Genomic DNA, 13,581 nt, shown 5'->3' on the forward strand with positions numbered 1-13,581 from the left:
TTTATTCTACCCTAACCTCTATTGTATCAGTTTGAACAGGCGGAACATCCTCTTCCCATTCTCTAAAATACTTGAAAAATATTTTGGTAGTTCCTGGTTTGGCACCTTCTATTTGGTATTTAAACTTTGATGGGGCTCCAACCATTGCTTCTTGGTTTTTAGAGGTTATTTCTTCTGTAATGTTTACTATTTCTGGGTTTTCAATTGTATATTTCCAATTGTAGCCCGTGGAGGGATTTCCATCTAATATGTGAGAGATGGACTCACCTACTTTTATGCTAGTTCCCATGGTTTTTGGTTTTTTTTGACAGGCTATTGCCGCTGTTAAGATTAAGACTAACTGGGTTATTTTTTTCATGATTGTTTATTGGGGTTAAGATACTTTTCTTGAGACAAAATGCATCGCGTCTTTACCGTTAGACGCTTATGTTGAGACTCTTGAGATGAGACGCAATGCATTGCGTCTTTACTCGTAGATCTTTGATCTTAGGGCTTTCTTTTCGGCATTTACTTTTTTGGTTTTTAGTCGCTTTTCTATTTTTTCAAGGCTTGGTTTTGTTGGCTTTCTACTTTTCGGGATTATCAATGCCTGAGATATTAATTTTTTAAATTTCTTCAAAACCAATTCTTTATTTTTTAGTTGAGACCTACTCTCTTGACTAATTAAAATCAATTCACCTTCCTGGTTTATTTGGTTTTTAAGTTTAGCTAAAATCAGTATTTTTTCATTTTCTTGTAAAACGATAGATGCATTTACATTAAATCTTAACTCTACTTTTGTTTCGACTTTGTTCACGTTTTGCCCACCCGCTCCGCTGCTGCGAGAGGTGCTGTATTGTATTTCCGAACCAAAGTCTCTTTCTTTTTTCATAATTTAGAACTAGCCGCTTCGTCTATCCAAAGCAAACTATTTTTGTGTTTTCTTAATACAGTTGCAGGCAAACTTTCGTTTATTTCTTCGTTTACCATTCGTCCAATAATTTCGGATTTTGCAGCTCCATTTGCCATAACCATGGCTGTTTTTGCTTCCAAAAAATGCTTTAACCCTACTGTAATACCTTGGGTAAGTGGGGTACTAGCATTAAAGTATTTTTGGCCTGTAACCACAGTGATTTCTTCCAAATCTGTAACTTGACAATAAGCATCAAATGAAGACCCTGGTTCGTTCAGCCCGATGTGCCCATTAAGTCCTAAGCCTACAATTATAAAATCTAAGCCGCCATTTTCAAAAATCAATTTATCAATTCTTTGGCATTCTGATGTTAAATCATCAGACAAGGAATCAAAAAAAGTATAGTTTGTTTCAGGAATTTGCAGCGGTTTTAATAAATTTTCTTCAACAATATATCTACAACTACCCTCACTTTCTGCAGATATTCCAACCCATTCGTCCAACCCTATTATTGTTATATTTTCAAAATCTTCTTTGTTCGCTTTTTGCGTAATTTTTTGATAAGCTAATATCGGCGTGCTTCCAGATGTAAGCACCATGGTGGCTTTGGGATTGGTCTTTACCAAATCAATAATATAATCTGCTACAGCATCTGACAAAGCTTCTTCGTCTTTGAAAACTGAAATCTTCATTTCTAGGAATTTTTTAATAAAAGTAAAACTGATTTTTCACAAAGCCACATTTTTGCTCGGCATTCCGTAATAATATTCAAAAACAAAAATCTATGACATTACAAGAAAAACTAAATCGCAAAGAATTTCTAATGAAAATGGGATTAGGTGGTGCGGCCCTATTCGCTACTTTGACATCTTGCTCTACAAGTGACACGACCGTAACGCCAAGCTCCTCTGGTTCTTTTTCAATAGATCTCAGCACTAGTACCTATTCTGCACTTTTAAAAATTGGAGGTTATGTGAAAATTAATAGTGTAATTATCGCCAGAATTTCCTCTGGAACGGATAGCTCAGCCTATGCGGCCATTGCAAGAATTTGCCCTCACGAAAAACAAGATAGAATGATTTACGATACTTCGGCAGGGGAGTTTAGGTGTACAGACCATAATTGGTACTTTAAAACTTCGGGAAAAGGTGACGGAAATGCTAGCACAACGGGTTTTTCGGTTGCATTAAGTGGAAATATGCTAACTATCTCCTAAAAATACGTTAGGCTATTTTTTAAAATATTTATTGAGGTTTGTAATTCTTCAAGTGTGGATGAAGCAAAACCCAACCTTGTGCAATTAAATATTTTGTTTTCAATATTATGATGTAAACCATTTGAGAAATAAAGCCCATTTTTATGGGCTATTTCCGCTGTTTTTTTAATATCTATTTTTGAATCAAATTTAGTCCAGACAGACATGCCTCCTTCGGGGATTTCGAAAGAAACTTCGTCTCTCAAAGTTTCTGAAAGTATTTCACAAAAAAAATCTCTTCTTTGTTTATATTCTTTCAAGGCTTTTCGAAGGTGTTTTTGAAGTATTCCTTCATGTAACAGTTGGGCGATGGCATTTTCAAGCATATTGTCTCCTTGACGATCAATTAATCTTCTGTGAATAGCCAAATGTTCTATGACTTCCTCAGAAGCTACAAGATATCCAACTCTAAAGGCTGGAGAAATACTCTTTGTAAATGAGCCTGAATATAATACTACCCCTTTGTCATCAGCACTTGCCAAAGGCATTAACGGCCGACTCTGATAATGAAAATCATAATCGTAATCATCTTCAAAAACTATAAAACGATATCTCTGAGCAAGGTCTAATAATTTCAGCCTTCGGTCTGCTTTCATAGAAACCGTTGTTGGATAATTATGATGAGAGGTAATGTAAACCATTCTAATTGGTGTTTTTTTACAAATTTCCTCTAACTCATCTACTACAATTCCATTTTCATCAATGGGTATATCAATGATTTTTGCTCCTGCATTCATAAAACTTATTCTAGCACTTTGCCAAGAGGCTTCTCCAATAGCAACGTAATCATTGGCTTTAACAAGAGCCAAATTGCTGAGATAGAGGCCCATAATGGTCCCCCGCAGGATGATTATATTATTCTCAGTAATATTTAACCCCCTTGATTCATTCAGAAAAACGGCCAATTCTTTTCTAAGCCAAGGGGTGCCTTTGGTTTCACTATAACCCAATTTTTGATATAAATTTCCATTCAACAGATTAGAACGATACGCCCGAGCTAAGTCTGACAATGGGGCAATTCGTGGGTCTGGAAAACCGTCATCGAGGTGTAATAAATCACTTGAAGTTATAACGGCTCTTTGTAAATGCGGCTTAGCTTCAATATCAAAACCTGCCTTTAATTTCATGCCTAGACCCGTATTTTCTATTAAAGTTTGGGGTTTAATTTCAGGCAAACTTTGGGCTATAAACGTTCCAGAACTTTGGCGAGATTCTACCCATCCCTGCAAAATTAGCTCATCAAAAGCCATTAAAATGGTTTTTCGATGAACTTTTAAAGTTTCACTTAATGCTCTCGAAGAAATAATTTGTTGACCCGGTTTTAAAATTCCTTTTTGAATCAACAAAATGAATTGATTAGATATTTGCTGATATATGGGCGTTTTTGACTGATGGTCAATTTGTATTGTTGAAAGATAGGGAACCATAATTGGACTACTAGATTTGTGAAATTTGGACTACAATGATAGTCCAAATTTAGGCGAATTTTGTAAAAAAATAAAAATTAAACAATGTTTTCGTTTCGAACCAAACTCGTATTAGCATACATAGCCATATATTTTGTTTGGGGCTCTACTTTTTTGTTTGTAAAAATAGCATTGGGTTCTTTTCCACCTTTTATTTTATCCGCCTTACGTTTTATAATTGGTGGTACCGCCTTATTATTGTTTTCGATTATTACAAAAAAAAGCTTCCCCGAAAAAAGCGAATTAAAAAAACATTCGATTTTGGGAATTGTAATTTTTATTGGTGGAGTGGTAGCCGTAGTTTGGGCTCAACAACATATTTCGTCAAGTATGGCTTCCGCTATTATTACTACTCCATTTTGGTTTGTTGTATTAGATAAAAGCCAATGGAAATTTTATTTTAAAAACCCTTTAATTATTGGAGGACTAGTCCTTGGGCTTGTTGGTGTTATTTTACTAATGACAGAGAAGACAGCCAAGGTTTCAAATGCATCAGATGGCCTACAATTTCTGAGTATTCTGGTTATGATTTCTGGAAGTTTATTATGGGTTTTGGGTTCTTTATATTTAAAAACCCACCCTTCGAGCTCCTCTGTATATCCAAACACATCAATCCAGTTGTTATCTGCTGGTGTTTTTTGTCTGCTATTAAATTTTGCTTCTAACAATAGTTTTGATTTATCTCATGCTACTTTTGAAGGCTGGGGTGCGGTTATTTATTTGGCAATAGTGAGCACCACTATTACATTTTTAGCATTTATTTGGCTTATTAAAGTGCAAACCCCAGCCATTGTTAGTACTTATTCTTACGTGAACCCTATCGTTGCTACGTTTTTGGGCTGGACTTTCGGTCAAGAGCATATATCAAAATTACAATTGGTGGCTTTGGGCGTAATATTATGTGGGCTTTTGTTAGTAAACATGGGAAAATTTTCAAAAATGAAACAAATATGAATATCAAAATTGCAAAAACAGAATCGGATTTCATAAAGTGCTTTGAGGCAATGAAAGCCTTAAGACCACATTTAACATTAGCGTCTTTTCTTTCTTTAATCGAAGAAATGAAAAAAGAAACTTATACACTTATATATATAGAAGAAAACCAAATGGCTGTGTCTGTTTGCGGTTTTAGGTATTTGACCACGTTTTTTGAAGGTAAATACATTTATATAGATGACCTTTCGACGCTTCCCGAAGGTCGAGGAAAAGGATATGCTGGAAAACTATTTGATTTTGTAGTAGAAAAAGCTAAATCAGAAGGACTTCCTGCTGTTCACCTTGATTCTGGACATCAAAGATTCGATGCTCACCGATTATATCTGAATAAAGGAATGAAGATTGTCTATCATCATTTTAGACTAGAATTCTAAAATAGTTTAAGCAATTTAAAATAAAAAACATCAAAAATATGATTCAAAAAACACAAAGAACAACTACAAGCAGAATGCCAAGTCGGACGCAATATGATCAAGAATTGGTATATTCTATTTTAGACGAAGCCTTGTTTTGCACCGTCAGTTACTCTGTTGATAATCAACCTTTTTCTATTCCTACGGCATTTGTCAGAAAAGAAAACAAATTGTACATACATGGCTCAGTAGGCAGTCATTTTTTAAGAGGAATAGAATCTGGTTTGCCTGTTTGTATCTCTGTTATGCTTACCGATTCATTGGTTGTAGCCAAGTCGGCTTTTCATCATTCTGTAAATTACAGATCAGTAATATTGTTTTCAAATGCCGTAAGACACGATGCTTTCGAAGAAAAAGCCTTGTTTTTTCAAGAATTGACTGAGAAAATGGTCCCTAATAGTTGGGAATATCTACGTCAGATGAAAGCAAGCGAGGTCAATAAAACCATGTTACTTTCATTTGAAATATCTGAAGCCTCCGCTCGTATGCGAACTGGCATGCCCAATGACGATGAAGAAGACAAAACGCTACCGATTTGGTCAGGAATTATCCCAATTCCAAGCAAAAAACTTACGCCTATTGCCGATGAAAACAGTATTGGAATTGAATTGCCAAAGCATTTAAGATAAAGAAAATCCATTTTAATTCTCAATTATTGGATTTACGAATAATAAAGTTTACAGAGTATTTCAGGATAAATAAATATAATTTGTTTCCTTTACATAAATTATAAGCCTTAAAAGGCGTCTCAAAAATTCTGTAAAGGTCTTATGAAAAACAATTATATTTTAATAATTGTATTTACGTTTTCAGTTTCTTTTAAATCATTTTCCCAAGTTGTATTTGATAGTTTCCCAAAAGAAATGCAGCTTTTTACTCGAAATGAAAACGATTCTGCATTTGTTGATATAAAAGGTAAAATAGAGGGAGAAGAATTTAAAAAAATTAAAATCTTCTTCTTCATTGATGACAAACTTTCCCAAATTTTTGAACAAAAAGAAAAGTCTTTTGACTTTAAAATTCCTATCAAAGCCCAATTAAAGCAATATGCTTTTCGAGCTTGGGGCTATACAAATACAGATTCCATAAAATTAAACGAAGCAAAAAAAATACTCTGTGGTGATGCATTTATAGTCTATGGCCAATCAAATGCTATGTCCGTAGCTAGATTTTGGGTTTTAAATGATAGTATTCCGCGTGAATTCGCCCGAAATTTTTCTTATTACAAAGATAGAAGCCATAACGATGATGGTTGGCATGACTTTACTTACCCTGACGACATCGGCACCATGGGAAAGTCGATTTGTAAGGAAATAATTGACAAAACTGGCGTGCCTGCTTTATTTATAAATGCCGCCATTGGAGGTACTTATTTGGAATATTTGTCAGAAAGAAATAATGAAGACCCAGAAAACATTTCGCTTCCCTATGGTACTTTATTAAAAAGAGTTAGAGAAGCACAAATCGATAGAATAAAGGGTTTTATTTTGTTTCAAGGCGAGTCAGAAGCACACACAAGTGCCAACAGCGTAAAAAGCTATCCGAATACTTTTAGAAAATTTAAATCTAATTTGGAGTCGGACTTTCCACCTATAGACCAAATTTATGTTTATCAGATGCCTATCTTCAACTTACCGCATATTTGGGAAGGCGGACTTTTGAGAGATTACGAAAGGCGATTTGGACATGAGTTTAATAATGTAACTGTCATACCAACCACAGGTTTTGGCTTTTGGAAATTCGACGGAATGCATTTTGCATTTGAGGGTTATAGACTAATTGGAGATTGGCTATATAAAGGTTACGAATCGTTGGAAAAAAACAAGACCAGATTCCAATATCTTGATATTCAAAAAATTATCGATTTTCCAGAAAAACACCAACTCAAACTTATTTTTAACAAAAACCTTACTTTTCAACCTTTTGCGGATTATGGTTACCAAATATTAAGATTAAATGACCAGTTTTTTGTTGATAAAAACACTGGTTTTTTTGATAAAATAGAAAAAGACAATAACATTCTTTATCTCACTTATTCCAATTTGCCTGGAAAAACACTGACTTATTTACCTGGTAGATATAACGACCCTCAGGACAAACCATATTCTGGACCATATATTTTTGATGAAACAGAAATACCAGCCTATACATTTCACGATGTAGCTATTTATGATCAACTTCCTTTACCTGAATTAATTACTACCTCTATTGAAGATGGAAAACTAAGGATTTCATTAAACCCAAATGTTTATAAAAATTATGAGAATGTAGCTTATGAATTTAGTCTTGGAAACAATACTCCCCAAGATTTAGCCAATAAAAACACAGTTATAAATCAAAACTATCTACTAACATTGGATCCCCTTTTAAAGGAATATATCATAGAAGTCAAGGCCGTTACTGACTTCTCTGAATCTAAAGCAATATTTGTAGATGCGACAGATCTAATAAGACAATACCTGGATACCGACCTCGACGGTGTACTCTCGACGGTAGACAATTGCGTTTCTGTAAAAAACCCAAATCAGGAAGATTTTGACAAAGACGGAATAGGAGATGTGTGTGACACAGACGCTGACGGAGATATGATTGCTGACATAAACGATGACTGTCTTTTATATAAAAACCCTGACGCTGCAAAACTAGAATTATCGGGTTCAATGGCGAAAATTGATTTGAATAAAGATACCAATAGTTTTTTATGGTTTATCAATGACACACTGTTCACAGAAAACAAACTTACAAGTTTTGAATTACCCAAATCAGGAAGCTATAAAGTCCAAATAAAAGACCAAAATGGTTGTTTAAGTGTGTTTTCAAATTCCATTGGTTTCATATTATTGGGCAACTCCACCGAAGAAAATGACGTATCGGTTTATCCAAATCCAGTAACTAAAAAATTAAATATTAAACTGAAAACCAAAGAGTATAATCGCTGTGAAATATTCAATGCTCAAGGAACAAGCCTATTAAAATTTAGGCTAAAAGCGGATGAAAACACCATTGATATTGAAGCTTTGCCCAGTGGAAAATATTTCATTTCATTTTTTGGAAATTCCACTGAAACAACAAAAACACTTTCAATAATTAAAGTAAATTAACCTTTACATGGATATAAAATCTCCTCAAAAAGCAAAAAATTTACCAATCAAACTTCAATAAAGAAACTCCTTGCCTAGGTAAACTTATTTTTAATTTTAACTGTCCGTTATTCGTTTTTATAAATTCTGGCGAAGTTAAAAGCCCTAATTGACCCGATTTTTCGAGAATGGCTATTTGTTGTTTGTCTGGACTTTCAGGAGAGCCCATATTTTTCCACACTTCGTAAGCATTGCTATTTTCGTCGTCGATTCTATAATGGTGAAAGTTTATCGTTTTGTTGGGTAAACCTTTCAGATTTATTTCTATTTTTGCGTCTTTATCTTTTACATCATCATCGTGGTAATTCCAGAGCATTATTGCTGCGGTGTTTTGGTCAATACTCGCCAAAGCATCTATATCATTTGATTTTCCTCTAACGCTTGAATCTCTCACCATTTCAAAAGTATAACTTTGGTCTCCACCAACTTTGACTCTTTTTCCGGACATCATCCCGAACATTCTAAAAACATTTAAAACCGGTTTATCAATTCCGTTGGTAGCCAAATCTCTAAACCCGTAAAAATAAGGCTGGTTTTCGAACTCAAATGACCAACTAACTGCCCCTAAAAGTTTAGCTCCGTAATAATCCGCCAAAGCATATTTTCTTGCAAAAGATGCTGCAGTATAACTTGAATACATTGTGCCATTTCTATAAGCATTTTGAGGATTTGTTTTCATTCCGCATGCTGCACAGCCTTCTGGGTCAGATTCGCCAATTATAATCGGTAAGTTTTTGTATTTTTCAAAAGAAGTTACGATTCTAAATCCTTCCGAAATATCTCTCAACTGTGTTCCCATGTTCATCTGCACGTGATTGTCCACAATTTTTGGTGATCCTTTGGCATGAAAACTAATAAAATCAAGCGGTGAACCGACTTTCTCTGTTGCGTAATTTGTGCCAGTTTCACAATGATTTAAAAAAAACTTCAAATAATCAGCTGCTTTTACCCAACTTGGGCCAGTAGTTTCAGGGCCACCGATGCGTATTGTTGGGAGAGCCCTTTTTGCTGCATCTGCAGTGTAATCATAAAGTTTGCAATACTCTTCAACTGTTCCACTCCAATAGCCGATATTAGGTTCGTTCCAAAGTTCCCAATACCATGTTTCTACTTCGGCCTTCCCATATCTCTCAACGGAATGCTTTACCCAAGCATAAACCAAGTCCGCCCATTTTTTATACTCTTTTGGAGGAAAAGTCCAGCCTTTGTAAATTTCATTGTAGGGCATTCCCGGTTTCCAGTGAGGCTCATAAGGTTGGGGATTGGTAGAAAGAGCCTCCGGCATAAAACTAAATTGAGCCAAGGGCTTTATTCCCCTTTCAAGATAGGTGTCAAATATTTTATCAATTATCGTCCAATCATATACCGGGTTCCCTTTGGCATCCTCTGTGTATACATTGGTAGATCCCCATTTAAGCGATAAAGTATCATGACCAGAATTAAGCAAACTATGGGCCCGAAAATAAACAGGAACTGGACTCAATGAAGAAAGCTCAGAAAGTAACTTTTTGCCATCTTTCATATAAGCATAATTGGGCTCATCCGCTCCAAAAAATGCCCAAAATGGATACATTTCTCCCACTTTCTGGTTAAAATCTATTTCAATATGTTTTGTTTCTTGTGAAAAACACAATTGAATATTTACAAGAAAAACCGCTAGTAGAATTCTTTTTTTCATTTATAAAAGGTTGAATAAGAAACATGAAGTTACAGAAAACTTTACGGTTATGTTTCTATTTTTGTTTAAAGATTTAATTTCACTAATTTGCTTCACTATCAACCTAAAAATCAATGGAAACGCATTTCAGAACTTGCAATCTTTGTGAGGCTATGTGTGGATTAAAAATCACCTATGCCAATAATGAAATTATTAAAATAGAAGGAGACCAAGAAGATGCTTTTAGCAGAGGACACATTTGTCCAAAAGCAAATGGTCTTAAAGATATTTATTTAGACCCAGACCGCTTGAAGTTTCCTATAAAAAAGACTGAAAATGGTTGGGAAAGAATTTCATGGGAAGCAGCTTATGAGATGGTAGTTTCTAAAACCAAAGAAATTCAAGAGAAATATGGAAGAGACGCCGTAGGCATTTATCAAGGCAATCCAACTATCCATAATTTGGGTACCACGATGTTTGCTCCTGATTTTTTCAAGTTGATAAAAACCCATAACATGTTTACGGCTACTTCAACGGATCAATTGCCGCATCATTTTGCGTCTTGGTTGATGTACGGTCACCCTATGCTTTTGCCTGTGCCTGACATTGACCATACAGATTATATGCTAATAATAGGCGGAAATCCATTGGCCTCAAATGGCAGTATGATGAGCGTACCTGATGTAGCCAAAAGACTGGAGGCCATAAAATCAAAAAGCGGAAAATACGTAGTAATAGACCCACGAAAAACAGAAACCGCCAAACAGGCGAGCGAGCATTTATTCATAAAACCTAATTCCGATGCCTATTTCCTTTTGGCATTTTTAAAATGTATTTTAGAAAACAACCCTTCTAAAACCTTTCCAGAATACATAGAAAAAATAGAAGAATTGAAAAATTCAGTTCTAAACTTTAATCTTGAAGAAATAGAAGACCTAACGGGAATATCAATGGAGAAAATTCAAATTTTAGCCAAAGAATTCTCCGATGCACCTTCCGCAGTATGCTATGGCAGAGTTGGTGTTTCTACCCAAGCTTTTGGGGGTATATGCTTATGGCTTATCAATGTTATCAACATAGTGTCGGGTAATCTTGACAAAAAAGGGGGAGCTATGTTTACTTTGCCTGCCATTGATTTTGTGGGGCCAGCCAAACCCAAAGATAGGTTTGCACGATGGAAAAGTCGCGTAAGTGGATATCCTGAATTTTTAGGAGAGCTCCCAGTTGCCGCTTTGGCAGAAGAAATGTTGACAGAAGGTCAAGGGCAAATAAAGATGATGTTTACAAATTGTGGAAACCCTGTGTTATCCACATCCAATGGTATTCAGCTTGATAAGGCATTTGAATCGTTGGAATTCATGGTGTCTTTTGATATTTATCTGAATGAAACTACAAGGCACGCCGATTTGATATTGCCACCTGCTACAGGACTTGAAAACCCACATTATGATTTAACATTTCATAATTTGGCGGTAAGAAATACTTCAAAATACAGTCCTCCACTTTTCGAAAAAACAGAAGGTGCAAAATACGACTGGGAGATTTTTCAGGATTTGAGAAACGTGTTTATTGGAGAAAACCAATCGGTAATTCCCCCTGAGTTTAAGCTTGATTTAGGTTTAAAATATGGTCCTTACAAATTATCAATGGAGAAATTGAAGGAAAACCCTCATGGCATAGATCTTGGTGATTTAAAGCCGCTTTTGCCGGAAAGGCTCAAACAAAAAATAAACCTTTGCCCAGAGCTATTGGCGGATGACCTTAAGCGTTTGGAAGAATCGAAAACTGAAATGTTAAATTCAAGTCAAAATACTTTTTGGATGATAGGCAGAAGGCACCTCAGAGATAATAACTCTTGGATGCACAACTCCGCCAAACTTATGAAAGGTAAAAACAGATGTACGCTTTTGATAAATCCCGATGACGCAAACAGGCTTGCGATCCCAGAAAATGCTTTAGTTACCGTGAAATCCCGTGTGGGTGAAGTACAATTGCCAGTAGAAATCTCTGAAGATATTATGTCTGGCGTTGTGAGCATTCCGCATGGTTATGGACATAACAGAAAAGGCACCAAAATGTCAATAGCCGAAAAATATCCAGGCGTAAGTTTGAATGATCTTTCAGATGAAAAAGTAATCGATAAACTAACGGGAAACTCTGCATTTAGTGCCTTAAGAGTTTCCGTAAGTATTTAAGATTTTACTTTAGAAATTTGGGCGACTTACGATGCATAGTTCCTTGCTCAAAGGCATAAACTATTGACAACAAAATAGGCTCGGAATATGCTCTACCGAAGAAGGATATATTTACGGGAAGTTCGCCAACAAAACCCATCGGAACCGTAATGTTTGGATAGCCCGCAATAGCTGCTGGAGAAGAACTGCCTATATGGAAAGTATCACCCTTTTTCCAATCAGTTTTCCATGCTGGGCTGCCCGTAGGAGCTATTATTGCATCTAATTGAAGCTCATTCATTACTTTATCTATTCCTTCTTCTCTCATTTCTTGGTGCATTTTTGCTTTCGCTTCAAGATATTCTTTTTCAGTAATGTTGCCTTTTTTCATTGCACTTTCAATGAGTTTTTGATCAAAAACCCCTGTTTCTATATTGTCTGATGCATTAAATGCAAAAAGATCTTCAATGTTTTTAATTTTTTGATTGGGATTTAAACCAGCAAAATACTTATTTAAACCATCCTTGAACTCATATAGCAAAACCTCAAATGAGCTTTTTCCTGTATCTTTTGTGCCCAATGTTGAAACATCTACAAATTCAGCTCCCTGAGATTTCATATAGTCTACCGCTTTAAAAAACAAACTATCTACACTTTTCATTTTTCCTAATGGAGGCTGAAAAATACCAATCCTTTTACCTTTTAGTCCATCCTTTTGTAAAAACTGTGTATAATCCTCAAAATATTTCCCTTCTGACTCTTTTGTGATGCTATCCTTTAAATCTAAACCTGTCATAAAACCTAAAGAAATTGCTGCATCTGTAACGTTTCGAGCCATGGGCCCAGGCGTGTCTTGCGTATAAGATATTGGAATAATGCCCGATCGACTTAAAAGACCTACAGTTGGCTTAATTCCGACCACGCCATTTGCATTTGAAGGACAAACAATGGAGCCATTGGTTTCAGTACCAATGGCTATCAAACAGAAATCAGAAGAAATAGCTACTCCAGAACCCGCACTTGAGCCACATGGGTTACAATCTAGTTTATAAGGATTATTGGTTTGACCCCCTACCCCACTCCATCCACTAGAGGATTTGCTCGAACGAAAATTTGCCCATTCGCTCAAATTGGCTTTTCCAATAATAATTGCTCCTGCTTCTCTTAGTTTTTCCACAATAAAGGCGTCATTTAAAGCGATAGACTCAGCCAAAGCCCTTGAACCTGCCGTTGTTGGCATTTTATCGTGGGTATCAATATTGTCTTTTAATATGACAGGTATTCCATGTAACTTGCCTCTGTCCAGACCTGCTTTTAGCTCTAGGTCTGCTTTTCTTGCCAAAGCCAAAGCCTCAGGATTGATCACCAACATAGCATTAACGAGCGGATTCAAAGAGTCTATTCGGCTTAAATATAGTTTGGTTAGCTCAACCACAGTAATTCGATTGCTTCTAATATCTTTCCCAACTGATGTTATAGTAGCTTTTTCGAAATCAAATTTTTGACCTTGTGTATTTATTGTCCAGAAAAAAAGGACTGCGATAGTTAATAATTGAATAGTTTGTTTCATGATTTTTAAAACCTTTTA

At 35.6% G+C, this 13,581-nt stretch carries 12 protein-coding genes; 6 read left to right on the plus strand and 6 right to left on the minus strand.

Annotated features, from left to right (window positions below; all coding sequences use genetic code 11):
- Position 1: 1 nt before the first annotated feature.
- The 3 genes from EGI22_RS00350 to EGI22_RS00360 all read right to left on the minus strand — a co-directional run bounded on the left by EGI22_RS00350 (position 2) and on the right by EGI22_RS00360 (position 1,584).
- Positions 2 to 358: a protease inhibitor I42 family protein gene (locus EGI22_RS00350; protein ID WP_255065554.1), complete on the minus strand. Its 357-nt coding sequence runs from the start codon at positions 356 to 358 to the stop codon at positions 2 to 4.
- Between the two features lie 108 nt (positions 359 to 466).
- Positions 467 to 871, minus strand: coding sequence for an alternative ribosome rescue aminoacyl-tRNA hydrolase ArfB (gene arfB, locus EGI22_RS00355; RefSeq protein WP_255065555.1), 405 nt, complete (start codon positions 869 to 871; stop codon positions 467 to 469).
- On the minus strand, positions 868 to 1,584 hold the full coding sequence (locus EGI22_RS00360; protein WP_255065556.1) for a glucosamine-6-phosphate deaminase: 717 nt from the start codon (positions 1,582 to 1,584) through the stop codon (positions 868 to 870). The genes arfB and EGI22_RS00360 overlap by 4 nt, the downstream gene beginning before the upstream one ends.
- A 92-nt stretch (positions 1,585 to 1,676) precedes the next feature.
- On the opposite strand from EGI22_RS00360, the gene EGI22_RS00365 reads away from it, so the two are divergent.
- On the plus strand, positions 1,677 to 2,108 hold the full coding sequence (locus tag EGI22_RS00365; protein ID WP_255065558.1) for a hypothetical protein: 432 nt from the start codon (positions 1,677 to 1,679) through the stop codon (positions 2,106 to 2,108).
- Here the strand turns inward: EGI22_RS00365 and EGI22_RS00370 are convergent.
- A complete protein-coding gene (locus EGI22_RS00370; protein ID WP_255065559.1) occupies positions 2,105 to 3,574 on the minus strand; it encodes a PLP-dependent aminotransferase family protein in 1,470 nt (489 codons plus the stop codon). The genes EGI22_RS00365 and EGI22_RS00370 overlap by 4 nt on opposite strands.
- Before the next feature lie 84 nt (positions 3,575 to 3,658).
- Between EGI22_RS00370 and EGI22_RS00375 the strand changes: the two genes are divergently transcribed.
- The 4 genes from EGI22_RS00375 to EGI22_RS00390 all read left to right on the plus strand — a co-directional run bounded on the left by EGI22_RS00375 (position 3,659) and on the right by EGI22_RS00390 (position 8,123).
- A complete protein-coding gene (locus tag EGI22_RS00375; protein ID WP_255065560.1) occupies positions 3,659 to 4,567 on the plus strand; it encodes an EamA family transporter in 909 nt (302 codons plus the stop codon).
- The gene (locus EGI22_RS00380; RefSeq protein WP_255065561.1) at positions 4,564 to 4,983 is read left to right on the plus strand and encodes a GNAT family N-acetyltransferase; all 420 of its coding nucleotides are present in this window, start codon (positions 4,564 to 4,566) and stop codon (positions 4,981 to 4,983) included. Before EGI22_RS00375 ends, EGI22_RS00380 begins: the two co-directional genes overlap by 4 nt.
- 38 nt (positions 4,984 to 5,021) lie before the next feature.
- On the plus strand, positions 5,022 to 5,651 hold the full coding sequence (locus EGI22_RS00385; protein WP_255065564.1) for a pyridoxamine 5'-phosphate oxidase family protein: 630 nt from the start codon (positions 5,022 to 5,024) through the stop codon (positions 5,649 to 5,651).
- 141 nt (positions 5,652 to 5,792) lie between these two features.
- Positions 5,793 to 8,123 (plus strand): sialate O-acetylesterase, encoded by a 2,331-nt coding sequence (locus tag EGI22_RS00390; RefSeq protein ID WP_255065567.1) that lies wholly within the window; start codon positions 5,793 to 5,795, stop codon positions 8,121 to 8,123.
- A 40-nt stretch (positions 8,124 to 8,163) separates the two neighbouring features.
- Here EGI22_RS00390 and EGI22_RS00395 read toward each other — a convergent pair whose 3' ends face one another.
- Positions 8,164 to 9,840 (minus strand): beta-xylosidase, encoded by a 1,677-nt coding sequence (locus EGI22_RS00395; protein WP_255065570.1) that lies wholly within the window; start codon positions 9,838 to 9,840, stop codon positions 8,164 to 8,166.
- A 113-nt stretch (positions 9,841 to 9,953) separates the two neighbouring features.
- Between EGI22_RS00395 and EGI22_RS00400 the strand changes: the two genes are divergently transcribed.
- Positions 9,954 to 12,014 carry a molybdopterin-dependent oxidoreductase gene (locus EGI22_RS00400; RefSeq protein WP_255065572.1) on the plus strand — a complete coding sequence of 687 codons (2,061 nt, stop codon included), beginning with the start codon at positions 9,954 to 9,956 and terminating at the stop codon, positions 12,012 to 12,014.
- Positions 12,015 to 12,018: 4 nt separating this feature from the next.
- On the opposite strand, the gene EGI22_RS00405 is transcribed toward EGI22_RS00400, so the two are convergent.
- Positions 12,019 to 13,563 carry an amidase gene (locus EGI22_RS00405; protein WP_255065573.1) on the minus strand — a complete coding sequence of 515 codons (1,545 nt, stop codon included), beginning with the start codon at positions 13,561 to 13,563 and terminating at the stop codon, positions 12,019 to 12,021.
- Positions 13,564 to 13,581 lie beyond the last annotated feature (18 nt).

The organism is Lacihabitans sp. LS3-19, assembly GCF_024343575.1.
GTDB lineage: Bacteria > Bacteroidota > Bacteroidia > Cytophagales > Spirosomataceae > Leadbetterella.